The organism is Synechococcus sp. PCC 7336 (assembly GCF_000332275.1).
Classification (GTDB): domain Bacteria; phylum Cyanobacteriota; class Cyanobacteriia; order Thermostichales; family PCC-7336; genus PCC-7336.
The window spans coordinates 4,563,028-4,589,998 of the sequence record NZ_CM001776.1 but is presented as its reverse complement, the minus strand read 5'-3'; the positions used below and the strand labels follow the sequence as shown (position 1 = coordinate 4,589,998).

Below are 26,971 nucleotides of genomic sequence, written 5' to 3'. Positions count from 1 at the left end.
CGAACTGACGCTATCTACCACGAGGTGTAAGCCAGTTGTGCGGCAGTCGCTCGAATCGCAGTTGCGTTGTCTGCGAGTTGGGCACAAGTATCCCAAGTCCCCTCAACCAGCATTTGCTGCGGTCCTGCCTTCATCTCTACGCCGATTGTGCGATCGCCATAGCTGACCTGCAACTGCTCCACATCCACGACGAGCTCCAATTGAGGGTTAGCGACGATCGCCGCCTGCAAAGTCTCGACCTCAGCATGGGAAGCCGCGACGCAGGGAATCCCCATGGCCAAACAATTCCCGAAAAAGATCTCGGCAAAGCTTTCCCCCACAATCGCTTCAATCCCCCAGCGGGCGATCGCCTGAGGCGCGTGCTCTCGACTGGAACCACAACCAAAGTTGGCATTGACCGCCAGAATCTTGGCACCTCGGTACTCGGGGCGATCGAAGGGATGCTCGCCCCCCATTGCCTGACGATCGTCTAAAAACACCTGCTGGCCCAAGCCGTCAAACGTGATGCAGCGCAAAAAACGGGCCGGAATAATGCGATCGGTATCGATATCGTTGCCCGCCAGGGGAATGCCCCGTCCGGCGATCGCCGTCACTCGATGATTCATACCGTCACCCCTTCAGCTATTAACTCGCGCACGTCCGCCACTTCCCCTTTGACTGCTGCCGCTACCACCATGGCCGGACTCATCAGTAGGGTGCGACCAGTGGCCGATCCCTGACGACCTTTAAAGTTGCGGTTAGAAGATGAAGCGCCGATCTGATCCCCCACCAACTTGTCGGGGTTCATGGCCAAACACATCGAGCATCCCGGATTGCGCCATTCAAATCCCGCCTCCAGAAAGATTTTATCTAACCCTTCCGCTTCCGCTTCCTGCTTGACCTGCTCCGATCCGGGCACGATAAAGGCTTTGACCCCTGCAGCCACATGACGGCCCCGTGCCAATCGGGCTGCCTCCCGCAGATCGCTCAAGCGCCCATTGGTACAGCTACCCACAAAACAGACATCCACCTTTGTGCCTCGAATCGGTTGACCGGGGGTGAGGTGCATGTAGCGATAGGCTTCCTCGACGGTGGCGCGCTCTTCTGTTGCAAATGCCTCGGGGGCTGGAATCGACTCATTCACCCCGATCCCCTGGCCGGGGGTAATGCCCCAAGTCACGGTGGGCGCAATGTCCTGGGCTTTGAAGGTGACAATATCGTCGTATTCGGCATCTGCATCGCTGCGCAAACGATTCCACCAGGCCACCGCCTGCTCCCAATCAGCCCCCTCGGGCGCAAACTCGCGACCTTTGAGGTAGGCATAGGTAACCGCGTCGGGATTGACGTAGCCGCAGCGCGCTCCCCCCTCAATGGACATATTGCAAATCGTCATTCGTTCTTCCATCGACATGGCCTCGATGGTGCTGCCCGCATATTCGTAGGCATATCCCACCCCCCCTTTAACGCCAAGTGTGCGAATAATGTGCAGAATGACATCCTTGGCATAGACCCCCAGACGCAACTGACCGCTGACTTCAATGCGACGCACTTTCAACTTGTCGAGGGCGAGAGTTTGAGAGGCCAGCACGTCCCGCACCTGACTGGTGCCAATGCCAAAGGCGATCGCCCCCAAGGCCCCGTGGGTGGAGGTGTGGCTGTCGCCACAGGCGATCGTCATTCCTGGCTGCGTCAGCCCCTGCTCGGGGGCAATCACGTGGACGATGCCCTGCCGGCCCGAGCCCACGTTATAAAAACGAATGCCAAACTCTCGACAGTTCTGCTCCAGAGCCTGCATCATTTCTTCAGCCAACACATCCTGCAGCGGGCGGGAGACATCTTCAGTGGGCACAATGTGATCGACTGTTGCCAGCGTGCGTTCGGGCATCATCACTGCGAGACCTCGCTCTCGCAACATGGCAAACGCCTGCGGGCTAGTGACTTCGTGAATCAGGTGAAGGCCAATCAGCAGCTGCGTTTGACCGGAAGGTAAGGTGCCAACCGCGTGGGCATTCCACACTTTGTCGAACAATGTCCCTTGACTCATGGCAGATTAGCGGCTTAATGGGGTTTTGTAGCACCATATACTAACAGATCTCGGCAGTTTGCATGACGTACGCCCGAGGTTGAATCGCCTTCACCGCTCGGTTGGGTAAAGTCGGCTGAGGCTGACTTGAAGCCCTCTTTTTTGTTGTTTCTGATGCTTCGGGGTTATCTGGGATGGTTGCTGTAATTCGAGAATTTGAGGCAAAAGATTGGGTTAAAGTGCGCAATTCCCTCGACGGCCAGCAAGCTGTACTGATTTGGACGGGGGCAATCTATGCGTTGATTCCAGAGGAAAAGAAAAAGAAACTGTTTAATATTGTGGGCATGAGTGCCAGTCGATGTATTGCCCGCGAGAATAATAGTTGGGACTTCACTTCAAGAGAACTCACTTACTATTTAGATCCCGATACAGACGAGATCCTGCATCAATGGCAGAATCCCTGGACAGACGAGACTTTGACGGTTATGCATGTCGCCAACAATCCCGTACAGGGCTGTTTTAAAGGCAAAATTCCGGCCAAGGTCGATGGAGAGATAACCACTTTTGCGTTTGACTTGTTTTCCCAATATCCCAATCCCTTAGGTGAGGATGAAAGATTTGCAGATTATAGTCCCAATCCCACTTACCAAGCTGTCGAACTGTTCAAATTGACTGTACCAACCCAAGAATTACTAGATCCAGATCGAGTCTCGGTGTCTAGTGTCATCCTGAGTTGGGATCGAATTGGCCCTTGGGTTCCTTGGATGAAGATGGGCAATAGGGTCGGACAACTGATCTATAGTGCCAGTGGGTCTAAAGTCCATAACTTTTCTGACTGGCCACAGCTACTCCAAGACGAAGTCAACCATCGCATCCCCTTGTTTAAAGAAGCTCCGAAATCATTTTTAGAGGATCGGGAAGACATCACCTCTTGGAAGTATTTTAAAAAGCACTTTGAAGCCTACTTGGCTGGCGATCGCTTTCCAATTCCAGAATTCGATTGAGGCCGATTGCTACCCTTCTATCAATGTCCAGAAATAGCCGTCGGGGGCAACGAAGGAGAAACTCCGCTCGTCAAACTCGTTGAGCGCAATCTCGGTCACATCCCGCGCAGCACTGGCCTTGACCCGCTCGAAATAGGTCTCTAGATTGGGAACGCGATAGGTATACAGCGATAGCCCCAAACATCCCGGTCGAGAGCTGCCGTGGCGATCGGCCAATGGGGTGGAATCGGGAAACCGGACAATGTAAAGCCTGCCGGGGCGTGCGGCCCAAATGTCAGACGTGGAGGAGCGGGGTTCGTCAAAGGCGGTCACAACGATCTGTTCGCCGGGTTGAAGATCGAAAAATTGTCGGGCGGCTGCGGAACTGTCGTAGGTCGTTACGGCATCGTCACGAACTCGAAGTAGCCCTAAGACGCGATCGTAAAAGAGCAACGTTTCCTTACTGTCATCTCGAACGATCGCCCCCATATGGGTAATCTGACTCGCCTTCAGCAGGGAATTCGGATTGATTTTGCCGTAGAAAGGCATCGTGTAGTTGAAGCGCTCGAATAAGACTTGGCGCGTCAGGGGTTGCAGGAGCATCATCTCCCGCACGCCAACTGCGGGGCTCACAAATGGAATCGCTTTTCCCTCCCGTTGGTAAATCACTTCCCAGAAAGACTGAGTGTACTTGATGGGATAGCCCGCAGCTTCGGCCTCTTCAGCGTGATTCAATAGGTTCAGAACATCATCCGTTAAGCTGGTTGCCCAGCGGTTTCCCTTCACTTTCATTGAGTCCATCCCCAGCCCGTCATTCATCGGCTTATCCCAAACCATCAGACGGATGAGTCCGCAATCGGCATCTTGATGGAAGAGTCGAATCGACCGCAAGGCTGAGTTCGAACCATACAGTTCTTTGGCTGCACCGTTAGCAAGACTGCCCACCTGGCCGATGCGATAGCCAAACTGCTCCCAATACTGAATCTGCGGGACGGGCTCCCGCACGCCAATACAGACTTCGTAGATGCCTGAAATGGAAGGAGTTTGCGTTTGGGTCATCGCGATCGCCTCGTGAAGGTTAGCAGGACTAACAATTGAAGGAACGACAGTCTATTGGGGCGATCGCCCTTCTAATTCGACTTGCCATCGCTGCCCAGGTATTCTCGATACGCCACAATTTTGTCATCTCGGATATCGAAAGAAACCGCGATACGATTTTTGTAGGGCTCGCCCCACATCTGTCCCTCATCCCGAAACTCGAAGACCACCGTTGTTTCATTGCTAGTAACGCGATCCAGTGTCAAAGACAGACCGGGGCTGAAGACTTCTGTGACGTATTCGAAAAACTCTGCCGCTCGTGCTTTACCCACGTTTAAACCGTGGAATTTGCCAATGGGGAACCAGAAGCTGAAATCGTCGGCGAGCATGTCTTCAAACGGCTGCCATTCCCCTGTGGCTAGAGCTCGGGTAAAGTGCTCGAAGGCCCGCTGTCCGACTGCCAAAGTGTGTTGTTGTGCATCTGTCGGCATCCCAGCGATCTCCCCAGCAGTCAGAGTTTCCGTTCAGCCTTCGCTTGCTCGGCTTACAAAGGCGCATTCCGTTAACGTCAATTCGACAAGTGTCTGGCCCCCATCCCCTAGCCCCTTCCCTCAAAATTGGGGGAAGGGGAACAGAACGGCAGATTGTGGGTTGGAGGCTGTTTCTCTCCTCTCCCAAAATTGGGAGAGGGGCCGGGGGTGAGGGCATGCAGAGCCATCGAACTCAGGCCGTTAGATTCGATTATAGAATCCTGCCGAGAGGCGATCGCGCTACCGCCAACCTAGCTGTTGTTAGCAGTCCGAGGCCACCCCAGAATAGTTAAATTATCCCCAGGTTCGCCGACACAATGGAGGTATGAATGAAGGATTATTCAGAGGACTCGGAGTTGAGCGGTGATAGAAAATTGTGTACGTGTTTAGGGACCATCATCCGTCCGCTCCAGCGAAGTGTTAGGCAGCACTGTGAGCGCAGGTGACTGATTTTTTTGTGCCACTTTGATAAGAAATCTTAGAGCTTCATTGACTGACTCTGCGCTAGGAAATATCTCTGCTACATCTGGTTCTAGACGAACTATTGTTCCACCAAAGCTCTTACGTTCCGGACCTAGTCTTCTCACGCGCAAATTCTTCAGATCGTATTCAGCTCGAAGATCGTCTTCCATCTCTAAGTCAGTCTTCTTCATATGCTTCACGCTCCAATCTAGTACCTTCTCTAGAACTAATGATGCGAATTGAATTTTTTCTCTCTGTATACGAGACAATTAACAACCGTCCTCGATCGGATTCACCAACGATTAGGTAGCGTTCTTCATCATCTGAGTGGTCTGGATCGTAGAAATCGGCATAAAGTGTATCGTTGAAGACTGTTTTTGCTTCGTCCAATGATACTCCATGTTTTGAAAGATTGCTGGCTGCTTTGTTGTCATCCCACTCAAATTGCATAATGCTATTATAGCAAGTCTGTTAATACCTCAATATTCTTCGTTCTTTGGGAAGAGAGATGTCGGATGATTTTGCAGCCTAACGGTTTGCGCTTCGCAGGCGACAAATAAGGTCTGATTCAGTATCAAACTCCGTCTAAACAGAGACCCGTAGTTTTGAGAATGTGTCTATTAGACCTTCTCACTAGCACTGTGGTTCGCTGCATTAGCCCCCTAAATCCCCCATTCTGGGGGACTTGAGTACAGTTCCAGTTGAGGGTTGGGAGGCGGGGAAGGTGATGGAGATCGTGATGATTAAAGTTATAGAACGAAGCCAATAGACTCTCGGAAGTCCCCCACTGGTGGGGGATTTAGGGGGCCGAGTGCAATGCCTGAAAACTCTAGATCTCAATCTGGATGGGGTTTAGTATGTATCAACCGTCCTGTACAAGCGCTGGTTAGGTACTGTCTCAGCACCAACTTAGATCTTCACCATAAGATCGGTTTCAGGCGCGAGAAACAGTCTGAACTTTGATATCTACACGCAATTTTTTACGAAGGATATTGAGAATAGTAGTTAGATTATCCATCGTAGGATTACCTTTTGCAGATAACATTCGGTGAAGACTTTTACTTGGCTTAGATGTTTCAATTGCCAATTCTTCAAAACCTACAGTTGCATTGACAAGATCTCTTAATATGAGTCTTGAAGTTTCTGGTTCACCGTTGAGAAAAAGGGAAACAGCTTCATCAAGTAGAGCTGCTGCAAATTTAGGATCTCGTTGGACTCGTGCATTAACTGTTTCTTTGAAATCTCTTGTTAATTTCACGATCTTTTCCTCTTTTTCCTCTGCTTTTTTTTCAGTTTCTTTTTGTGTTGTTGCTTCCCTTTCAGGGATAGAGAGTTGCAGACTCATCATTGAGGTTGTAGGGATTTACCCCCCATTCTAGCTACTGTTGATGGGAGAGTATCACTGCAGAGTCCAATTCAGAACATTCACCTCACTAATACTAGAAGCCACATAACTATTTAATAGACGGACTCATTCCGCATAATACCCCTTAGATAGGTGATTAGCGAGAAATATTCTGCATAACATCCCAATTTGAGTGATTAGCGCGACAAGCTATCCGCATAATACCCCTTAGATAGGTGTTTAGGCGGAAACTTTCAGTGGATTTCAGATCCGAAAGTGGCATTTTGTCCGCCTAACATGCCCGAACAGGTAATTAGCCAGATTGGGGCCAAGCTGTCGCTTATGCCACACCAGATGCCAACTGAAGGCAGGACAGCCAGAGCATCCTTTCCCCGACCCATAATGGCTAGAGCACCGATCGCTTCAGGCTCTAACGTCAGGCTGAGCTCCTTGCTGCACAAAGTGTCGCGGCTTAAGTGGATAGCCCTTTAACAGACTGAATATCGTGCTTTCGATCGCCTTCAACCCCGTCAAAGATCCGCGAATCAGCGCGATCGCCCCGAATGGGCGACGCATCATACTGAAGGCGAGCGGGAGTGGAGCTAAGTTGCCAGCAGTATCCACAGCCCTATTGAGATCGGGCAAATCGCGATCGCAACCATCGCTCACCACCCGCAACATGGCCACGTCCACCTGTCGGCGGGAGAGGACATCGAGGGTGGCAAATCCTTCCATTTCAATAATCTCGCCGCCGTAGCGATCGCCCAATCGCTGTTTTTCACTGGCCCGACAAATAATACGATCGCCACTCAAACTAGTCACCTGCGCGAGCGGATTCTCGTCCCCCTGACGCTGTAGCGTTTGACGAATCTCCTGCGAGAGCTGGCGATCGAAGGCGAGTGGAGCTGGACTCGATTCAGAAGGATTGGCAAACACCGGGATGCTGGTGTGGCACAGGACGCGATCGCCCGCCCGTAACTGAGGGGTGAGGCTGCCGCACAGACCCACCAATAGCACTCGCAAGCGGCGATCGGGCGAGCGGGGGAGCGGCAAAGAAGCGGTTTGCAGGTATTGCTTGACGGGGCTGGGGCCGACGGGGATGGAGATCGCGGGCAGGTCAGCTTTAGCTCGCTTCAATCCCTGCACGACGGCAGTATATTCAGCCCCTTGGGGCACCAGGATGGCATCTAGTTCCACTTGTCTCCCTCTTGCCTGAAGGCGATTATTGCAGTTCGCTATATCACTGCAGATGCTAGCGCTCTGTCCTCGTGCAAGTAACAGTTTGAACTCGGGAACAGTATGGCAAGGTGAGGAGCATTTGTGTAGCTGTTGCCGTTGCTGCAATTGAAGCGCTCGGGTCTCTGCACGGCAGGCTGGGATGGCGCAATTACGTCAAACAGACTGCCGGAATGCCTTCCGATTTGTACTGAAAGAAGGCGTTACTTGCCTTGCGGGAAACGATACAATCAACGGTACTTGCGGGCAGCAGCTGCGCGTTTGCACGATGGGAAGATCTAATTTGGCCAAACTGCAACGGCAATTCAATATTTCGCGGTGGGCGATCGCTCATCCCTGGCTCACAGTCGGCACCTGGATTGCTATAGCCCTAGCTGGACTACTGTCCTTCAGCTCTCTACGATACGCCCTGTTCCCCGACATCACTTTTCCCGTCACGGTCATTACCGCCTCAGCCCCCTACGATACGGCGTTACAAATAGAGGCGCTGCTGACCGACCCGATCGAACAGCAACTGATCTCCCTCGATCGGCTCGAAAATCTGCATTCGTTTGTCTATCCCCGTCAAACGGTCATTAGCGCTGAGTTTGTGCTGGGAACCGATTTGGATGAGGCGAAGCAGACGGTGGAAACGCTGTTGGAGGATACCTACCTGCCGGATGAAGCGGACGTACAGGTGATTCCTTTTAACCTGAACGAGTCTTCTGCGATCAGCTATGCTCTCCACAGCAAAACCAATTCTTTAGTAGAACTGTCTGCAACAGTCCGGCAGGAGATCGTTCCTGCTCTAGAATCGATCCCTGGCGTATTGCGGGTTGAGTTATTAGGGGGACAGCTACCAGATGGGACGCCCAACGTTCTCCCCACACAGGCTGCGACAACTCCCACCCTGGTTCGGTTTAACGGTGACGATGCCTTAGCGATTCAGGTCATTAAGCAAGGTCGGGCCAACACCCTCGACATCGTGGAGCGGGTGCAGAAGCAGATTGCAATCCTGCAGCAGCGGTTACCCGATGTCAGCATCAATTTGGCCGCCAGTCAGGCTGATTTCATTCGAGAAGCGACCCAGTCCACCATCGACTCCCTCGGGTTGGCGGTCATTTTAGCGGTTGCTGCCATCATTGTGTTTTTGCGCAACTGGCGCGCCACGGCGATCGCCGCTCTCACCATTCCCCTGTCTCTGATGGGGGCGTTTGTGGCGATGGCAGCATTTGGATTCAACCTAGAGACCATCACCCTACTGGCCTTAGCGCTAGCCATCGGTATTGTGGTAGACGATGCCATTGTGGAAGTGGAGAATATCAGCCGCTATTTGGAGAAAGGCTACTCTCCAGCCAAAGCGGCGATCGCGGCCACCGCCGAGATTGGTTTGACCGTTTCTGCCACCACGCTCACGATTGTGGCGGTGTTCCTGCCCATTGCCTTAATGGGGGGGATTTTGGGCCAATTTTTCAAGCCCTTCGGCCTGGTGGTTTCCACTGCGGTTCTGACCTCCCTTTTGGCCGCTCGGACCTTGGTACCCGTGCTGGCGGTGTGGTGGTTGGGCCCTAGCCGTAAAGAACCCCGTCAAACCCCAGCTCTCCTCTCCCGGCGCTTTGGACTCTGGGAGCAAATACTGCGGCAGTATCGCTGCTTGTTGCAATGGTCCCTCAACCATCGCGGTGGGGTGCTGAGTTTAGCCGTCGCCAGTTTGGCGGTGGGGTTAGCGTTGCTTCCCTTTGTCCCGCAAGGATTCATTCCTGCTCTCGATCGGGGCGAGTTCAATGTGGCCTACAGCATCAATGGCCTGCGCCTATCGAACGAGCTGGCTGCAGATGGGACCGAGGGGATTGGCAGCGATCGCCTGCCCGAATTTGAAGATTTGCCCGAAGACATTGCCCAATACCTAACTGAGAATGGCCTCGTCGAGCAGTACCTCGCCAGTTTGGAGGCATCGAAATCGGGAGACCCCGTGCTGCTCCCCGTACCGCCAGAACTGTTGCTGCGCGAATCGCAGAAAGTGGCCAGCGAGCTAGAAGCGACGGTGGTACCGTTCCCCGATGTGGATTCGGTGCTGACGCTGGTGGGCTATCGGGGCGAGATTAACGGCGGCAAACTGCGGGTCAAATTGGGCGGCGATCGCCGCTTGCACACTGCGGCCATTCAGGATCGACTGCGACAAACGCTGCCCCAGTTGCCCAATGTGGAGGTGGGGGTAGAAGATATTCAATTTGTGGAGACGGGGGATGAAAAGCCCCTGCAGTTAGCGTTATTCGGTGACGATTTAGAAAAACTCTATGCTACTGCCGCTGCAATTCGCCAGAAAATGGCCCAACAGCCGGAGTTTGCCGATATTGCCATCACGGGTATGGGCAGCAATCGTTCGACGATTTCAGAAATCGAACACCGCGATGCCAAGCGAGCCGCGTTCGTGCGGGCGAACCTGCGGCCCGGTCGGGCCTTAGGCAATGCAACGGAGACAGCCTTAGCCATTGCCAAACCCCTTTTGCCGGAGGGAGTAACGCTTGATTTGACGGGAGACTCGGCTGCGATCGCCACGGTACTGGGCAGTTTTAGCCGCACCCTCGCCCTTTCCATCGCCTGCATGTTTCTGGTTCTGCTGATTCTATTCCGACGCTGGACCGATCCAATGGTGGTGCTGCTGTCGCTGCCGCTGGCGGTGGTGGGGGCCGCGATCGGCCTGCTCGTGGCCCGCAGCGATTTCGGCATCATTTCAGTCATTGGGGCGATTTTCTTGCTGGGGCTGCTGGATAAAAATGCAATTTTGATTGTGGACTATACCAATCAGTTGCGACAGCGGGGACTCTCCCGCACGGAAGCCCTCCTAACTGCCGGTCCCGTGCGGTTGCGGCCCATTTTGATGACCACGGCTTCTACAGTCTTGGGAATGCTGCCGATCGCTTTGGGGTTGGGGGCAGGGGCAGAATTGCGATCGCCGATGGCGGTGGCCATTATTGGCGGTTTGTTGACCTCAACGGCTTTGAGTTTGATTGTGGTGCCGGTCCTGTATGCTGTGCTCGATGATTGGACTCGGGTCGGGCGCAAGCAAGACGCTCGGGGATAAAGAACCTATGCGAGCATTTGTGACGGGCGGCACCGGCTTTGTGGGCGCGAATGTCGTTCGTTTGTTGCTGGAGAAAGGGGTAGAGGTTCGAGCTCTGGCCCGCGAGCGGAGCCGATTGGATAACCTCGGCGATCTCGATGTCGAGATCGTCCGTAGCGATCTCAACGACGAGCATTTGAGTCAGCATATGCGCGGCTGTCAGGTGCTATTTCACGTAGCAGCCCGCTATTCGCTACTGCAGCGCGATCGCGAAGCCCTCTACCGCGATAACGTGCTCGGCACGCGCAACGTCCTCGCAGCAGCTCGCACGGCGGGAGTGGAGCGAGTGGTTTACACTAGCTCGGTGGCGGCGATCGGCGTTAAACCCCACGGCGCCGTGGCGGACGAAACCCATCAGTCGCCTGTGGAAACCCTCATCGGGCATTACAAACAATCCAAGTATTGGGCTGAGCAGGAAGCACTGGCAGCCGCGCGGACGGGCCAGGATGTTGTTATCGTCAACCCCTCCACCCCCATCGGTCCTTGGGATATCAAGCCCACCCCCACCGGAGACATTATTCTGCGCTTCCTGCGCTGCCAGATGCCCGCTTATGTCAATACCGGCCTCAACTGCATCGACGTGCGGGATGTGGCAATGGGGCATTGGCTGGCATTAGCGAAGGGACAGAGTGGCGATCGCTATATTTTGGGCCATCAAAACCTCAGCCTCAAAGAACTGCTCGATCGCCTCTCCAAATTAACTGGCTTGCCAGCCCCCCAATACCAAGTACCTATCTGGCTGCCTTTAGGGGTAGCCTGGTTTGAAGAGACTGTTTTGGCCCCTCTGGGCAAGGTCCCATCCATTCCCATCGACGGCGTCCGCATGTCTGCCGAGCCAATGTATTACAGTTCTGCCAAAGCGGTGCGAGAATTAAAATTACCCCAATCGCCGCTCGATCGCGCCTTAACTGAGGCAATTACTTGGTTTTCCGAACGCGGATATGCAAGAGTGAGGCGATCGTAATTGTGGGCAGTCTCATGCAATCGAGCCGCTATTGCGGATCGAGCTCGGCAAGTTTGTGAAGGAGTGAAGCTTTATGGCCGTTAACATTCAACAGGCAGTCTCTGTCGGTAAGTACCTGGTTAGCCAACGTCTGAAAGGGCGCAAAAAATATCCGCTGGTGCTCATGTTAGAGCCCCTATTTCGCTGCAACTTGGCCTGTCCTGGCTGCGGCAAGATCCAGCACCCCAACGAGATTCTGCGCCAGAATCTCAGTCCCGAAGAATGCTTCGCTGCAGTAGAAGAATGCGGTGCTCCCGTCGTTTCCATTCCCGGCGGCGAACCCCTCCTCCACCCTCAAATTGAGGAAATTGTGGCGGGCTTAGTGGAACGCAAAAAATTTGTCTACCTGTGTACCAATGCGATCCTGTTAGAGAAGAGCCTGCACAAGTTCGAGCCCTCCGACTACCTCACCTTCAGCATTCACCTAGATGGCTTGGGCGAGCATCACGATAAAGCTGTCGATCGCGATGGCGTCTTCGAAGTTGCTGTCAAGGCCATCAAAGCCGCTAAAGCTAAAGGCTTCCGTGTCACCACCAACACCACGATCTTCGATGGTGCCGACCCCAAAGACGTGCAAGCGTTCTTCGACTACGTCACCGAATTGGGGGTCGACGGCATGATGATCTCCCCCGGCTACAGTTACGAATGGGCTCCCGACCAGGAGCACTTCCTGCAGCGGGAACAGACCAAAGCCCTCTTCCGCGAGATCTTGTCCCCCTTCAAAGCGGGGGAGAAACAGTGGAGTTTCAACCACAATCCCCTCTTCCTCGACTTCCTGACGGGCGAGAAAGATTACGAATGCACCCCTTGGGGCAGTCCCAGCTACAGCGTGTTGGGCTGGCAAAAGCCCTGCTATCTGCTCAATGAAGGCCATTACGAGACCTTCCAAGAGCTGATGGAGGACACCGAGTGGGAAAACTACGGTCGCGCCAGCGGCAATCCCAAGTGTGCCGATTGCATGGTTCACTGCGGCTACGAGCCCACTGCGGCTGAAGATGCAATGGCACCTAAAAATATGGTGCGCTCTTTAGGCAGCGTCTTGGGCTTAGCCAAGTAGTCGATACGAGCACGATGCTGAGAGGATCCCCTCGATCGCCTGCCGTATTTGTTCGGGTCGTGACTGCTCACCTCACTTCCCGTCTGCTCTGGCACCCCGAGCCGCTCGACACAGGCCAACCTCAACCGACCGTTCGGCGACGAAATGCCCCCAACGTCACTTCTTTCACCAACGCCATCACAGCACTGCGGGTGAGCTTTTCTTCCCCCCGCTCTAGCGCATCTAGGGTGGCGTGAGCCAGGGCGAGGGGGATGCGGCAGAAATTCAGGGTCGGACCGATGGGCAGGGCTTCGGTGTAGCGATCGGCAAGGGAGAGGTTATGGCGGGCGTAGTCCTGCATGTGTTTCACCGACCAGTTGTCGGGGAAGAAGTCAACGCCTCGACCGCTATCTTCTTTATAGTTGCGCAGAATATTCACCGATTGCAGTCCGCGACCGAAGCCTAAGGCCAAGCTGCGATCGGTTTTGGTGCCGTCGTGCCACTGCCACAGATCCGACAGCAGCAATCCCACCGCCCCCGCCACGCTAAAGGTATAGCTATCGAGATCGGCCTTGGTATGGATCGTCCAATTCACATCTGCCCAGTGGGCCATGCGATCGGCCATCGCAGCCGTCGCATCCCAAATGCGGGGGGCCACGTCTGCCGGTGCCAACAAAGCCCATTCTCCCAATCGCAAGCTGACCTCCGGCAATACTTCTCCATAACTGGCCAACCCCAGCTCGAAATCGCTCGCAGTAGTCCCCTCTGCCGCTGCTTGCAAATTGAGGCTGACTTGGCGTAAAAGTCTGGCTTTAACGTCATTTCCCAGATCGGGACGATCTTCAATTTCATCGATCGCTCGCATGCATAAATAGGCAGACGAAACCGCTTCTAAGAGGCCGTCGGGCAATCGACTAATGGGGATAAAAAACGTTCTGCTAGTCTTTTCAAGAATGTCTAACGCACTCTTACGCGCATCCATTCCTTTCTCCTCACACAAACTAATGTCACTGAACTTACAATCCTCGATGACACAACACCAGTACAAATGCTTACTTATGCCTGTGGGGGCTGTGCCTGAAGGCAAGCTTACACAACAATGACCCTGTTGCGCAGGGAGTCCGGTCGCGGGCTAGCAAAACCCTTGTGGGGAGCAAGCCCCCCAGTTCAACTAGGCCCGCAGCACCGATCGCCTTTGGGATAACTCTGCTGCCAACAGAATGGCTGCCCGCAAACTGCGATCGTCAGCACAGCCCCGTGCCGCGATATCGAAGGCGGTGCCGTGATCGGGGGAGGTACGGACGAAGGGCAAGCCAATGGTGACGTTCACGGCTCGATCGAAGGCCATCAGCTTAACGGGAATGAGTCCTTGATCGTGATACAGCGCTAAGTAGGCATCGGCGCTAGCCCGTCCTGTCTCGTACCAAGCCCGTCCGGGCTCTACCCAGATCGTATCGGGCGGTATCGGGCCGCGCGCCTGGGGATGAGCCGCGATCGCTTCTGTCAGCCAATCCACTTCTTCGCGCCCCAACTGGCCCCCTTCGCCGCTGTGGGGGTTGAGACCGGCAACGGCGATTGTGGGATCTGAAATGCCAAAATCCTGCTGCAATGTTTCTGCCAGCAGATCCAGTTTCCAGCCCACCAATGCGGGGGTTAGGGCTTGGGGCACTTGGCAGAGGGGGATATGGGTGGTGGCTAGCAATACGATCGCCCGCCATTGGGTCAGGGGCGAGCGGGCCACAAACAGCATGCCAAATCGATCGGTTTGGGCGGCACCAGCTAAGACTTCCGTTTGTCCGGGATAGCGATGGCCCGCTGCCGCCCAGGCAAACTTGGCGATGGGAGCGGTGACAATGCCATCAAACTCTCCAGCCAATGTGCGATCGATCGCGGTTGAGAGATAGGTAAAACTAGCGGCACCGCTAGCGCGATCGCCAATCCCGAGGCTGATGGATACGCCGGTCTGGCAATCCAGAATCGCGAGGTCGTCGGGATGGGCCAGCGGATTTTCGACTGCAGTCTGGAGCCGTTGGTAAGCTGCTTGTAGGATGTCGCGATCGCCCACCACCACAATGTCGGCCACGGCCCGCACAGAGGGCTCTGCCAAAGCTTTTAAGATAATTTCTGGACCAATTCCGGCAGGGTCTCCTAGGGTCAGAGCCAAGCGCGATCGCCGTAACGATTTCATCAATCGCAATCCAATGATGCTCGCGTGGCGTTACCCGTGACGGGGTTTTGTCCGCTAGCCATTTCGCACAGCTCGGCTTGGGTATCGCTGCGCAACAACGCATCGGTAAAATCTGCTCCCTCAATCCGGGCGCCCTCAAACTGAGTCAGCCACATGAGGCTCTCCTCAAAGATCGTTCCCCTCAAATCTGCATCTCTCAAATCGGAGGTATCTAATGTCGCCGCTGTGAAGTCGGCCCCCTTCAAGTTCGCTTGACGCAAATTGACCCCAAACATATTCGTGCCCACACTGTAAGCATTGCTAAAGTCAGCTCCCCGCAGATTGGCTTTCACAAACGAATCGCGCGAAATATCCATCCCGGCAAAATTACGCCCTTGCAAGTCTTCTTTGTCGTACTTCTCAGCCAGAACCGGTCCCGCAACGCCAATCCAGATCGCCAGCGCGATCGCGGCGATCGCCCCAACGCGCCAAAATTGGCTCCGACACCGGGTACCGTCACGCCAGTAGGCATCGAGGGATCGCAATCTCGGCAATATTCCCACACAAGCTCGCACAACCAAGTCTCCTCACCGCAGGATCTATACTCATTGTTATCAATTCTAAGCAGTTTGGACGACCGCTCGTCACAGCTAGCAACATGCCGAAACCATCTGCTAACAATCCGACATCCAACAATACCGATATTGGCAATACAGGCGAGCAACTGGTCTGCCGAGCACTGCAGCAACGTCAGTGGGTCATTGTGGCACAGCAGTGGCGCTGCCGCTGGGGAGAGTTAGATATTGTGGCTCGCCGAGGCGATCGGCTGGCATTTGTGGAGGTTAAAACCCGCAGCCCCCGCAATTGGGATAGCGACGGTCGCTTGGCGATCGCGCCTCGCAAACAGCAAAAACTCGTGCGGGCAGCCCGCGCCTTTCTGCAAAAACACCCTCAGTATGCCGAGCTGGCCTGCCAATTTGACGTGGCTCTGGTCAAACGGCGATCGAGCCAGCAGTACGAGCTGGAAACCTATTTGCCTGCTGCCTTCGACGCTTCAGCACAATCCTGAGCAACATCAGTTCGACAGGTGTCTGGCCCCCATCCCCTAACCCCTTCCCCCCTCGCGAAGCGTGGCGTCAGCCGTAATTTTGGGGGAAGGGGAACCGGACGGTAGATTGCGGGTTTTATGCTGTTGCTCCCCTCTCCCAAACTTGGGAGAGGGGCCGGGGGTGAGGGCCATCAGAGCCAATGGCTCCCTTTGGGCTTCTACTAACTGAAGTCAGGTTTAGAAGCTGAAGGTGGTCCGAACGCCGCCAACGATAATGTCTTCATCGTCACCGTCTACACTGGTGATGTAATAAACCCCTGGGGTAATACTGATGTTATCAGTCACGGGGAAGGTGTAATAGATCTCGGCTAAGAAGGGAAAGTCACCGCCATCCACGCCAATAAACGTGTCGGGGCTACCAACCGCAAAACCACCGTTGGAGCCTTCGATAAATAGATCTGGGAAGGCAAACCCAGCTAAGAATTCATCGAAGTCGTCACCCTCTTCAGAAAATTGGCGAGCATACCAAGCAGAGAAGATCGCAGCAGGTGTAATTTCCCAGGTCACGCCGAAGGAAACTGCGGCGAAGTCTTCACCATTTTCATCGTCCGCTTGACCGCCAGCAGAGGCAGAACCAGCTACCGCTAGCAACAAATTGTCAGTCGGGACAAAGGCAACTTCAGCAGCGTGAACGCTCGGCCCAGCAAAGAAACCGGAACCAAATGTCGAGTCAGACGCTTCATCGGTGCCGTAACCGTAGGACAGGAAGAAGAGATCTTCAATGACTTCCCAGGTGAAGGCGAGGGTGGTATCGCCCATGCCATCGTAAGTGATGTCGGGTAAGTCAACAAAGTCCGACAGAGCATCGAAGGGAACGCCGAAGACAAAGGTGTCGCCAGGTGTAACGTCGGTTAAGGCAAAGGTGGCATTGACGCGACCGTTAAACAGAGGGAACTCGTAGAAAACATCGTCTAAATTGACATCGTCGTTGAGATCGTCAGAAGGAGCACCGGAACCGGTCCCGAACACAAAACCAACCGGATCGCCATCAAACGTAGGCGCTTCAGCAGCTTCTAAACGAATACGGAAGCGATCCTCGCCAGTAAAGGAGGCATCGAAATTGATCCGCAGCCGGTAGGGGATGATGGCATTGTTGGTGGCACCATCGGGCTCGCTAGCCGCAAAGATACCGGTAACCACCTCGAAGCTGAGCTTGCTAGTCGCCGCGTTCAAGCCTAGAGGGTTCGCTTCTAGTTCGGCAGTCTTGGCTTCTAGAGCATCAACGCGACCGGAAAGAGCAGCTAACTCAGCCGCAAACTCCTCTTGCAAGCGCTGAACGGTAGCCAAGTCTTCACGCGATACTTTGTCGGCTAAGCCAGCGGCGATCAGCTCGTTGATACGGTCCAAGCAAGCATTCAAGCCAGCGGCAAACTCGCCGCGAGTTAAGGCGCGGTTGCCGCGATAGGTACCGTCGGGGTAACCTGCAATACAGCCATAGCGCTCCACCAAAGACTGCAGCGCAGAGAACCACCAGTCGGTGGGTTGCACGTCAGACAGTTGAGAGACAGACGTTACCTGAGCAAATTGCTGGGGCTGGGTCGTTTGAGCACGAACTTCGCCACTTGTAACAAAGGCAGCGCCTACGGCAGCAGTACCTGCCAGTAGGGTTTTCCAAGTAAATACGGACATTGATTGTTTCCTCAATCCTCACACGGTCTTGCCGAGAGTAAATTCTGACTCAATTGGTGTAAGTCTTTACCAAGTGGTTCACATTAATTTACTTATGCAAGTTTAAGCCTTATCTTAGACGACTCCAAGCTGGCTCGAGCACATGACAGTGGGGGTTTACTGACATTTGCCAGGATCTATTAAACCTTCTGCTGAGGGCAGAGGCCATATACCTGGTGCTCGGATGCATGAATGACTGAGTAATGGCTCTAGATATGGCTTTAAACAAGAGAAGTCGCTGAGATCTTCCTGCGGAATTGCGGTTCGCGGCTTGCGATACTCGGGCCAACAAGGAGCGACTGGCCGATCGCCCGAGATCCAAACTTGGCGGCAGGCTGCGCAGCAATACTTCTTAATGGCTGGGATCTGAGAGACACTCGAAGACGCTGGTAGACTGCTGAAAGAGCAATGCAGATTCTGCTTTTCAGCATCTGCCGCCAACCCAGTTTTCTAGGTTTGCAAAACAAAACATTATGGTTGCCACTTCCCCTCAACAATCCGATACACAAGCTCGGGTTCCCACGGAAACGATTCTGACGCCTCGCTTCTATACCACTGACTTCGAGGCGATGGCGAATCTAGATATTTCCGATCGCGCAGAGGAGTTTGAGGCTCTATTGGAAGAGTTTCGGACGGACTACAATCGCCACCACTTCGTGCGAGGTGAAGAGTTCGATCGGTCTTGGGACGAGCTAGACGATCGCACTAAAAAGCTGTTTGTGGAATTCTTAGAGCGCTCTTGCACGGCTGAGTTTTCGGGTTTCCTACTTTATAAAGAGCTGTCTCGCAAGCTCAAGCACACCAGCCCCGTGCTGGCAGAATGTTTTCTGCTCATGAGCCGCGATGAAGCCCGCCACGCTGGCTTTTTGAATAAGGCGATGGCCGACTTCGATTTGGCTCTAGACTTGAGCTTTTTGACCAAAAATAAGCAATACACCAAGTTCGCCCCCCGCTTTATCTTCTATGCCACATACCTATCGGAGAAGATCGGCTACTGGCGCTACATCAAAATCTTCCGCCACTTAGAGCAGCATCCCGAGAATCGCATTTACCCAATTTTCAATTTCTTCCAGAACTGGTGTCAAGACGAGAGCCGTCACGGCGATTTCTTCTCGTTGGTGATGCAGAGCCAGCCCCGTTACCTCAACAATTGGCTGGCAAAATTGTGGTGCCGCTTCTTCCTGCTGTCGGTCTACGCCACGATGTATCTCAACGATGTCGCCATGCGTCCCGAGTTCTATCAAATTTTGGGGCTCGATCCGAAGGAATACGACTTGGATGTCATCCAGTGGACCAACCACGATTCCTCTAAGGTGTTTCCAGTAGTGTTGAACGTGGAGCATCCCGAGTTTGAAGCCTGCTTGGATCGCTGCGTGGCAAACGTCCATCGCATGCGGGAAGTGGATGGGTCTAACGCGCCCGAGGTCGTGAAAGGACTGCGGAAGCTGCCTCTGTACGCGAGTAGTGCTTGGCAGTTTATGCGTCTTTTCGCCATGAAGCCAATCGAAAGTCCAGTGGGTAAAAAGTACCAGACCAACCGTCAATCTGGAGTTCGACCGGCAACGGCATCCTAAGCTCGGCTTCTCGGAAGATGTCTTGCGGGAAGTCTTCTGTCGAAGCCCATCCATTGAACATTCGAGATGGCATTTCGAGCAGCCCTGCCTTTAGGGCTGCTTTAGGTTTGTTATGCTGACAAACACGCATTTGACGAGTTGAGAGGAGTATGAATCCGACAGCCAATCTCACTCCAGCACTGGTTTTAGCCGCGATCGCCATGTTGGCTTGGGGGCTCATTCGAGCCCGCCGACAGGGCAAGGCTGGCCTTTTGGCCTGGTTGCAAAGTCTGGCGTTACTATTGCCGTGGTTGATTTTTTTGGGATTGTTTGCCACCAATATCTATTTGGGGGCGGCTGGATTTGTGCTGCTGTTGGCGATCTCCACCGGGATCTACATTGGGGTGGGTCGTCTGGCGCGGGAAGTGGCCCGAGAGGAGCAGGACGCCCGGAAATCGTTCGAAGCTCAATTCAAATCCGAAGCCGTGCCGCCGACGGCGAAGGCTGATGTAGAGGCGGATACCCCTGTTGCGGCAGAGGGTGCAGCAGTTTCGGAAGCGGGGGATGCCTCGCTAGAACGGAGGCGATCGCGCATTTCGGCCGAGGACTTGGCTGCAATCCAATCCATTTTTGGCATCGATACGTTCTACGTCACTGAAACCTTGCCCTATGGGGATGGGGCAATTTTTCAAGGAAATTTGCGTCAGGAGGCGGCCTTGGCAGTGGCAAGGTTGCAAGAGAACTTGCGACAGGCGGTGGGCGATCGCTACTGGCTCTATCTGGTCTACGACCCAACCGATCGACCTGCGGTGGTGGTGCTGCCGGATGCAACCGTCAACTCAGCGACTCCCCCGTCGGTCGCGGCACTGGCTGGAGTGTTGTTTGTCGCCTCCAGCTTGGCAGTGATGGAGTTGGCGGCCAACGTGTCGGGTTTTAGCTTGGGCTCGGCTCCTCAGCGCTGGCTCGAAACCCTGCCATTTGCTTCAGCCATTATCGGTATTGTGGTCTTGCACGAGTGGGGGCACCGCTGGATGGCGGCACAATACGGGGTGCGGTTGAGTCCGGCGTTTTTGGTGCCGACATTGGGGTTAGGTACCCTCGGTAGTTTGAATCGGATCGAATCTCCCGTTCCCAGTCGCCAAGGACTCTTCGATATTGCGATCGCCGGTCCGGCCCTGGGATTTGTGCTCTCTTTGCTGTTTGCGATCGTTGGCTTGTGGCTATCGGGACATCCCGGCGATATTTTCCTACCCAGTTCGATCTTGAAGTATTCGATCTTGATGGGGGCACTCTCTAAAGCGATCTTGGGCAGTCAACTACAGGCGGAAGTGGTGGGCCTGCATCCGCTGGTATTGGTGGGTTGGATGGGTTTAGTCATTAACGCGCTCAGTCTGTTGCCAGCGGGGCAATTAGATGGCGGTCGCATCGTGCAAGCGGTGTACGGACGGAAGATGGCTCGACGGGCCACATTTGTGACGATCGCCCTGTTGTGTCTGGCGGCCTTTAGCAACCAAATTGCGCTCTACTGGGGGCTGCTGGTGATTCTGGTGGCTCGCGATGGCGAACGTCCTCCCCAAGATGAAATCACTGAAACTGACGGCCAGCGCGATGCCCTCGCCCTCTTGGCATTATTTCTGATGGCCATGACTTTGTTGCCGATTGCCCCCACATTGGCAGGACAATTCGGCCTTGGTGCCCTCTAGGGTAGAGCTGCTGCTCGTAAGATGGGGAGGCTCGCCTGCTTGCTGTCTGCCGATGCCCAAATGGTTTAACACTGCTGGTCCTTGCAAAGCAGATATTCACTACATGCTCTCCCCCCTGGCTAGGCTTCCCCAAGTCCATCGGACGATCGCGCAGCAGGGCTACTTTGTCATCCATGCCCCCCGGCAAACTGGCAAAACTACTGCGATGCTGGCGCTGGCACAACAGTTGACTGCCAGCGGGCAATACACTGCCGTGATGGTCTCAGCAGAAGTCGGAGCCGCTTTTCCCCACGATCCGGGAGCAGCTGAAGCGGCCATTCTCGATGCTTGGACTAATGCAGCAAAATTTCGGCTTCCCCCCGATCTCCAGCCTCCACCGTGGCCTCCAGCTGCTGCAGGACAGCGCCTAGGTCAGGCATTGAGTGAATGGGCACAGCATTCTCCCCGTCCCCTCATAGTCTTCATTGATGAAATTGATTCCTTACGGGACGAAACCCTGATTGCCGTCTTGCGGCAATTGCGCTCGGGCTATCCCAACCGCCCTCAAGGATTTCCCCATGCTCTGGCACTGATTGGGGTACGAGATGTGCGGGATTACAAAGTGGCCTCTGGGGGCAGCAACCGCCTCAACACCGCCAGCCCTTTTAATATCAAGGTGGAATCCTTGACCCTGCGCAACTTTACCCAGGCGGAAGTGGCCGAGCTATACGGGCAACACACTGCTGAGACCGGACAAGTTTTTGCAGCCGAAGCCATCCAACGGGCCTTTGAGTTGACTCAGGGGCAGCCTTGGTTGGTGAATGCCCTGGCCCGACAAATGGTGGAAGTTCTTGTGCCGGAGCCGCAACAGGCGATCGCCCCCGAACAGGTGGAGCAAGCCAAGGAAATTTTGATTCAACGACAGGATACTCACCTGGATAGTTTGGCCAGTATTCTGCTCGAAGACCGGGTCAGAGCCATTATCGAACCCATGCTAGCCGGTCGGGAATTGGGGGACATCCCCAGTGATGACGTGCAATTCCTGATTGACTTGGGCTTGTGTCGCATCAGTCCACAGGGAGGGCTGGAGATCGCTAATTCCATCTACCAAGAGGTATTACCTCGGGTACTCAGCCGGACTGCGCAAGCGTCCTTACCGCAAATTCCTCCCAGTTGGTTAACCCCCGCAGGAACACTCGACCCGCAGCAACTGTTGCAGGCGTTTCTGAGCTTTTGGCGGCAGCATGGGGAACCGCTACTCAAAAGTGCGCCTTACCACGAGATTGCGCCCCATCTGGTGCTGATGGCGTTTTTGCATCGGGTGGTGAATGGCGGCGGTACGCTGGAGCGGGAATATGCCATTGGGACCGATCGAATGGATCTGTGTCTGCGCTATGGAGATGTCACGCTGGGGATGGAGTTGAAGGTGTGGCGAGAGGGTCGTCCCGATCCCCTCAAGGCGGGGTTGAGGCAGTTGGATCGCTACCTGGCTGGGTTGGGACTCGATACGGGCTGGCTGGTGATTTTTGACCGACGTGAAGGACTGCCTCCGATTGCGGAACGCACGATGACTGAGCAGGCATTGACGCCAGGCGATCGCCAGGCGATCGTGATTCGGGGCTGAGGGGCGATCGCCCAGAACCAGGGATCTGCCGTTGCTCGTAAGATGGAGAAGATTTCCTGCTGGCTGTCTGCCGATGCCCAAATGGTTTAACACTGCTGGCCCTTGCAAAGCAGATATTCACTACATGCTCTCGCCTCTGGCTAGGCTCCCCCAAGTCAATCGGACGATCGCGCAGCAGGGTTACTTTGTTATCCATGCCCCCCGGCAAACTGGCAAAACTACTGCAATGTTGGCGCTAGCTCAACAGTTGACGGCTAGCGGGCAGTATACCGCCGTCATGGTATCGGCAGAAGTCGGAGCCGCTTTCCCCCACGATCCAGGGGCGGCTGAAAAAGCCATCCTCGACGCCTGGAAAGATGACATCGCCTTTTGGCTGCCCTCCGATCTCCATCCGCCCGATTGGCCTGCGTCTGAGCCGGGGCGACAGATTGGAGCAGCGCTGAGTACTTGGGCGCAACAGTCCTCGCGTCCGCTGGTTGTATTCATTGATGAAATTGACTCACTGCAGGATGAAAGCTTAATTTCCGTATTGCGGCAGCTACGCAATGGCTATCCGAAGCGACCTCAAGGATTCCCCCATGCTCTGGCACTGATTGGGGTGCGAGATGTGCGGGATTACAAAGTGGCCTCTGGGGGCAGCAACCGCCTCAACACCGCCAGCCCTTTCAATATCAAGGTGGAATCCTTGACCCTGCGCAACTTTACCCAGGCGGAGGTGGCCGAGCTATACGGGCAACACACTGCCGAGACCGGACAAGTTTTTGCAGCCGAAGCGATCCAACGGGCCTTTGAGTTGACTCAGGGGCAACCCTGGTTGGTGAATGCCCTGGCCCGACAGATGGTAGAAGTTCTTGTGCCGGAGCCGCAACAGGCGATCGCCCCCGAACAGGTGGAGCAAGCCAAGGAAATTTTGATTCAACGACAGGATACTCACCTGGATAGTTTGGCCAGTGTGTTGCGAGAGGAGCGCGTGCGCGCGGTTATGGAACCGATGCTAGCTGGGCAAGAATTGGGGGATGTTCCCAGTGATGACCGACAGTTTTTGATTGATTTGGGCCTAGTCGTACGAAATCCCGCTGGAGGGCTGACCCCAGCAAATCCGATTTACCGAGAAGTGTTACCCAGGGTATTAGCCAGCGGCTCGCAGGATAGCTTGCCTGCGATTCACCCCAGTTGGTTAACCCCCGCAGGAACACTCGACCCGCAGCAACTGTTACAGGCGTTTCTGAGCTTTTGGCGGCAGCATGGGGAACCGCTACTCAAAAGTGCGCCTTACCACGAGATTGCGCCCCATCTGGTGCTGATGGCGTTTTTGCATCGGGTGGTGAATGGCGGCGGTACGCTGGAGCGGGAATATGCCATTGGGACCGATCGAATGGATCTGTGTCTGCGCTATGGAGATGTCACGCTGGGGATGGAGTTGAAGGTGTGGCGAGAGGGTCGTCCCGATCCCCTCAAGGCGGGGTTGAGGCAGTTGGATCGCTACCTGGCTGGGTTGGGACTCGATACGGGCTGGCTGGTGATTTTTGACCGACGTGAAGGACTGCCTCCGATTGCGGAACGCACGATGACTGAGCAGGCATTGACGCCAGGCGATCGCCTGGCGATCGTGATTCGGGGCTGAGGGGCGATCGCCCAGAACCAGGGATCTGCCGTTGCTCGTAAGATGGAGAAGATTTCCTGCTGGCTGTCTGCCGATGCCCAAATGGTTTAACACTGCTGGCCCTTGCAAAGCAGATATTCACTACATGCTCTCGCCTCTGGCTAGGCTCCCCCAAGTCAATCGGACGATCGCGCAGCAGGGTTACTTTGTCATCCATGCCCCCCGGCAAACTGGCAAAACTACTGCAATGTTGGCGCTAGCTCAACAGTTGACGGCTAGCGGGCAGTATACCGCCGTCATGGTATCGGCAGAAGTCGGAGCCGCTTTCCCCCACGATCCAGGGGCGGCTGAAAAAGCCATCCTCGACGCCTGGAAAGATGACATCGCCTTTTGGCTGCCCTCCGATCTCCATCCGCCCGATTGGCCTGCGTCTGAGCCGGGGCGACAGATTGGAGCAGCGCTGAGTACTTGGGCGCAACAGTCCTCGCGTCCGCTGGTTGTATTCATTGATGAAATTGACTCACTGCAGGATGAAAGCTTAATTTCCGTATTGCGGCAGCTACGCAATGGCTATCCGAAGCGACCTCAAGGATTCCCCCATGCTCTGGCACTGATTGGGGTGCGAGATGTGCGGGATTACAAAGTGGCCTCTGGGGGCAGCAATCGCCTCAACACCGCTAGCCCTTTCAATATCAAGGTGGAATCCTTGACCCTGCGCAACTTTACCCAGGCAGAAGTGGCCGAGCTATACGGGCAACACACTGCCGAGACCGGACAAGTTTTTGCAGCCGAAGCCATCCAACGGGCCTTTGAGTTGACCCAGGGGCAACCCTGGTTGGTGAATGCCCTGGCCCGACAGATGGTAGAAGTTCTGGTGCCGGAGCCGCAACAGGCGATCGCCCCCGAACAGGTGGAGCAAGCCAAGGAAATTTTGATTCAACGACAGGATACTCACCTGGATAGTTTGGCCAGTATTCTGCTCGAAGACCGGGTCAGAGCCATTATCGAACCCATGCTAGCCGGTCGGGAATTGGGGGACATCCCCAGTGATGACGTGCAATTCCTAATTGACTTGGGCTTGTGTCGCATCAGTCCACAGGGAGGGCTGGAGATCGCTAATCCCATCTACCAAGAGGTATTACCTCGGGTACTCAGCCGGACTGCGCAAGCGTCCTTACCGCAAATTTCTCCCAGTTGGTTAACCCCCGCAGGAACACTCGACCCGCAGCAACTGTTGCAGGCGTTTCTGAGCTTTTGGCGGCAGCATGGGGAACCGCTACTCAAAAGTGCGCCTTACCACGAGATTGCGCCCCATCTGGTGCTGATGGCGTTTTTGCATCGGGTGGTGAATGGCGGCGGCACGCTAGAGCGGGAATATGCCATTGGGACCGATCGAATGGATCTGTGTCTGCGCTATGGAGATGTCACGCTGGGGATGGAGTTGAAGGTGTGGCGAGAGGGTCGTCCCGATCCCCTCAAGGCGGGGTTGAGGCAGTTGGATCGCTACCTGGCTGGGTTGGGACTCGATACGGGCTGGCTGGTGATTTTTGACCGACGTGAAGGACTGCCTCCGATTGCGGAACGCACGATGACTGAGCAGGCATTGACGCCTAGCGATCGCCAGGCGATCGTGATTCGGGGCTGAGGAGCAAGCTAATTTCACCTGCTGCAGTTTGGAATCTCAAATGATCTACCGTCGTTTTGGCAAAACCGAACAACAGCTCTCTCCGTTTTCGTTAGGGACGATGCGACTGGTCGATTGTCCTGAAGCTGTTGCGACCGAGACGGTCGTGCGGGCGGTGGAGAGGGGCATCAATCATATCGAAACGGCACAAGCCTATGGCATCAGCGAAGCGCGGCTTGGCAAAATCCTCGCCACAGAACTCGCCAGCCAGCGCGATCGCCTCACCATCACCACCAAACTCGCCCCCACTCTGTCGCCCCAAAAATTGCGGGAGGGCTTGGAGCGATCGCTAGAACGCCTGCAACTGGACTCGATTGATAACTTTGCATTTCACGGGATTAATCTGCCAGACCATCTCCAAGCTGTTATGGAGGGGGGCTTAGAGGTGATTCAACAGGCAATCCGTGAGGGACTGGTGCGGCATGTGGGGTTTTCGACCCACGGTTCGTTAGAGCTGATTTTGGCGGCGATCGCCACCCAGTCATTCGAGTTTGTCAATTTGCATTATTACTACTTCAACCAACACAACCAAGCCGCCATCGAGTTAGCTCGCCAAAACGATATGGGAGTGTTTATCATTTCCCCGGCGGACAAGGGGGGAATGCTGTACCGTCCGCCCCAAGTGCTAGAACAGCTCTGTCAGCCTTTCAGCCCGTTGGAATTTGGCTATCGCTTTTTACTCGACGATCCCGCCATTCATACCCTCAGTTTGGGGGCCGCAGACCCAGGAGATCTGGATGCGGCACTGGCATCTCTCGAACCGTCAGAGGCATGGGAGCAGCGGGGAACGGCGATCGCGCAAACGTTAGAAGAAACCCTACAGCAGAAGTTGAGCACCGATCGCTGCGCCCAATGTCACGAATGCCTTCCCTGTCCGGCGGACATCAACATCCCCGCAGCCCTGCGCCTGCGCAATCTAGACGTTGCCTTCGATATGACCGAATACGCCCAATATCGCTACAACATGTTTGAAAAAGCCGGTCATTGGTTTTGGGGACAGAAAGGCGATCGCTGTACGGAATGTGGCGACTGTTTGCCCCGCTGCCCCGAACAGCTCGATATCCCCAAATTACTGTTCGACACCCACGATCGCCTCAACATTCGGACGATCCGCCGCTTGTGGGAGTAGTGCAAAGAATCTACT

23 protein-coding genes are annotated in these 26,971 nt (G+C 54.8%); 11 read left to right on the top strand and 12 right to left on the bottom strand.

The annotated features are described in order from the left end of the window. Window positions 1–14 precede the first annotated feature (14 nt). Complete coding sequence (leuD, locus tag SYN7336_RS21735; RefSeq protein ID WP_017328061.1) at window positions 15–605, bottom strand: 3-isopropylmalate dehydratase small subunit; 591 nt, start codon at window positions 603–605, stop codon at window positions 15–17. Further along, the gene (leuC, locus tag SYN7336_RS21730; protein WP_017328060.1) at window positions 602–2,023 is read right to left on the bottom strand and encodes a 3-isopropylmalate dehydratase large subunit; all 1,422 of its coding nucleotides are present in this window, start codon (window positions 2,021–2,023) and stop codon (window positions 602–604) included. The genes leuD and leuC overlap by 4 nt, the downstream gene beginning before the upstream one ends. A 173-nt stretch (window positions 2,024–2,196) precedes the next feature. Here leuC and SYN7336_RS21725 point away from each other — a divergent pair, with 173 nt between their 5' ends. Beyond that, window positions 2,197–3,006 carry a DUF1838 domain-containing protein gene (locus tag SYN7336_RS21725; protein WP_017328059.1) on the top strand — a complete coding sequence of 270 codons (810 nt, stop codon included), beginning with the start codon at window positions 2,197–2,199 and terminating at the stop codon, window positions 3,004–3,006. A gap of 9 nt (window positions 3,007–3,015) precedes the next feature. Here the strand turns inward: SYN7336_RS21725 and SYN7336_RS21720 are convergent, their stop codons facing one another. The 6 genes from SYN7336_RS21720 to SYN7336_RS27225 all read right to left on the bottom strand — a co-directional run bounded on the left by SYN7336_RS21720 (window position 3,016) and on the right by SYN7336_RS27225 (window position 7,557). Further along, window positions 3,016–4,044, bottom strand: coding sequence for a VOC family protein (locus SYN7336_RS21720; protein ID WP_017328058.1), 1,029 nt, complete (start codon window positions 4,042–4,044; stop codon window positions 3,016–3,018). 71 nt (window positions 4,045–4,115) lie between these two features. Further along, window positions 4,116–4,514, bottom strand: a complete 399-nt coding sequence (locus SYN7336_RS21715; protein ID WP_017328057.1) for a nuclear transport factor 2 family protein — start codon at window positions 4,512–4,514, stop codon at window positions 4,116–4,118. A gap of 425 nt (window positions 4,515–4,939) precedes the next feature. Beyond that, entirely contained in the window at window positions 4,940–5,206 is a 267-nt protein-coding gene (locus SYN7336_RS21710; RefSeq protein ID WP_026101216.1) for a hypothetical protein, read from the bottom strand. Next, window positions 5,193–5,465 (bottom strand): BrnT family toxin, encoded by a 273-nt coding sequence (locus tag SYN7336_RS29345; protein WP_071590835.1) that lies wholly within the window; start codon window positions 5,463–5,465, stop codon window positions 5,193–5,195. Before SYN7336_RS29345 ends, SYN7336_RS21710 begins: the two co-directional genes overlap by 14 nt. A 484-nt stretch (window positions 5,466–5,949) precedes the next feature. After that, on the bottom strand, window positions 5,950–6,363 hold the full coding sequence (locus SYN7336_RS21700) for a DNA-binding protein (RefSeq protein ID WP_017328054.1): 414 nt from the start codon (window positions 6,361–6,363) through the stop codon (window positions 5,950–5,952). A 420-nt stretch (window positions 6,364–6,783) separates the two neighbouring features. Next, on the bottom strand, window positions 6,784–7,557 hold the full coding sequence (locus SYN7336_RS27225) for a hypothetical protein (protein WP_017328053.1): 774 nt from the start codon (window positions 7,555–7,557) through the stop codon (window positions 6,784–6,786). Between the two features lie 307 nt (window positions 7,558–7,864). Here SYN7336_RS27225 and SYN7336_RS21690 point away from each other — a divergent pair, with 307 nt between their 5' ends. The 3 genes from SYN7336_RS21690 to hpnH all read left to right on the top strand — a co-directional run bounded on the left by SYN7336_RS21690 (window position 7,865) and on the right by hpnH (window position 12,759). Beyond that, window positions 7,865–10,660, top strand: coding sequence for an efflux RND transporter permease subunit (locus SYN7336_RS21690; RefSeq protein ID WP_038026176.1), 2,796 nt, complete (start codon window positions 7,865–7,867; stop codon window positions 10,658–10,660). A gap of 7 nt (window positions 10,661–10,667) precedes the next feature. Further along, window positions 10,668–11,663, top strand: coding sequence for a hopanoid-associated sugar epimerase (gene hpnA / locus SYN7336_RS21685; protein WP_017328051.1), 996 nt, complete (start codon window positions 10,668–10,670; stop codon window positions 11,661–11,663). Between the two features lie 73 nt (window positions 11,664–11,736). Then, on the top strand, window positions 11,737–12,759 hold the full coding sequence (gene hpnH / locus SYN7336_RS21680) for an adenosyl-hopene transferase HpnH (RefSeq protein WP_017328050.1): 1,023 nt from the start codon (window positions 11,737–11,739) through the stop codon (window positions 12,757–12,759). A 121-nt stretch (window positions 12,760–12,880) separates the two neighbouring features. Here hpnH and SYN7336_RS21675 read toward each other — a convergent pair whose 3' ends face one another. From SYN7336_RS21675 to SYN7336_RS21665, 3 genes are all read right to left on the bottom strand, one after another. Continuing rightward, window positions 12,881–13,720 (bottom strand): squalene/phytoene synthase family protein, encoded by an 840-nt coding sequence (locus SYN7336_RS21675; protein ID WP_017328049.1) that lies wholly within the window; start codon window positions 13,718–13,720, stop codon window positions 12,881–12,883. A 189-nt stretch (window positions 13,721–13,909) separates the two neighbouring features. Then, window positions 13,910–14,926 (bottom strand): 4-hydroxythreonine-4-phosphate dehydrogenase PdxA, encoded by a 1,017-nt coding sequence (pdxA, locus tag SYN7336_RS21670; RefSeq protein ID WP_017328048.1) that lies wholly within the window; start codon window positions 14,924–14,926, stop codon window positions 13,910–13,912. Beyond that, window positions 14,926–15,480 carry a pentapeptide repeat-containing protein gene (locus tag SYN7336_RS21665; RefSeq protein ID WP_156820274.1) on the bottom strand — a complete coding sequence of 185 codons (555 nt, stop codon included), beginning with the start codon at window positions 15,478–15,480 and terminating at the stop codon, window positions 14,926–14,928. The genes pdxA and SYN7336_RS21665 overlap by 1 nt, the downstream gene beginning before the upstream one ends. An 83-nt stretch (window positions 15,481–15,563) precedes the next feature. On the opposite strand from SYN7336_RS21665, the gene SYN7336_RS21660 reads away from it, so the two are divergent. Beyond that, window positions 15,564–15,974, top strand: a complete 411-nt coding sequence (locus SYN7336_RS21660; protein ID WP_017328046.1) for a YraN family protein — start codon at window positions 15,564–15,566, stop codon at window positions 15,972–15,974. A gap of 216 nt (window positions 15,975–16,190) precedes the next feature. On the opposite strand, the gene SYN7336_RS21655 is transcribed toward SYN7336_RS21660, so the two are convergent. Further along, window positions 16,191–17,642: an iron uptake porin gene (locus SYN7336_RS21655; protein ID WP_017328045.1), complete on the bottom strand. Its 1,452-nt coding sequence runs from the start codon at window positions 17,640–17,642 to the stop codon at window positions 16,191–16,193. A gap of 512 nt (window positions 17,643–18,154) precedes the next feature. Here SYN7336_RS21655 and acsF point away from each other — a divergent pair. From acsF to SYN7336_RS21625, 6 genes are all read left to right on the top strand, one after another. Beyond that, on the top strand, window positions 18,155–19,255 hold the full coding sequence (gene acsF / locus SYN7336_RS21650) for a magnesium-protoporphyrin IX monomethyl ester (oxidative) cyclase (RefSeq protein WP_017328044.1): 1,101 nt from the start codon (window positions 18,155–18,157) through the stop codon (window positions 19,253–19,255). A gap of 149 nt (window positions 19,256–19,404) precedes the next feature. Then, window positions 19,405–20,937, top strand: coding sequence for a site-2 protease family protein (locus SYN7336_RS21645; protein ID WP_017328043.1), 1,533 nt, complete (start codon window positions 19,405–19,407; stop codon window positions 20,935–20,937). 52 nt (window positions 20,938–20,989) lie between these two features. Continuing rightward, window positions 20,990–22,540, top strand: a complete 1,551-nt coding sequence (locus SYN7336_RS21640) for an ATP-binding protein (RefSeq protein ID WP_017328042.1) — start codon at window positions 20,990–20,992, stop codon at window positions 22,538–22,540. A 73-nt stretch (window positions 22,541–22,613) separates the two neighbouring features. Continuing rightward, a complete protein-coding gene (locus SYN7336_RS21635; protein WP_017328041.1) occupies window positions 22,614–24,164 on the top strand; it encodes an ATP-binding protein in 1,551 nt (516 codons plus the stop codon). 73 nt (window positions 24,165–24,237) lie between these two features. Beyond that, on the top strand, window positions 24,238–25,788 hold the full coding sequence (locus SYN7336_RS21630) for an AAA family ATPase (protein WP_017328040.1): 1,551 nt from the start codon (window positions 24,238–24,240) through the stop codon (window positions 25,786–25,788). Window positions 25,789–25,828: 40 nt separating this feature from the next. Continuing rightward, window positions 25,829–26,956: an aldo/keto reductase gene (locus tag SYN7336_RS21625; RefSeq protein ID WP_017328039.1), complete on the top strand. Its 1,128-nt coding sequence runs from the start codon at window positions 25,829–25,831 to the stop codon at window positions 26,954–26,956. The last annotated feature ends 15 nt before the right edge of the window (window positions 26,957–26,971 follow it).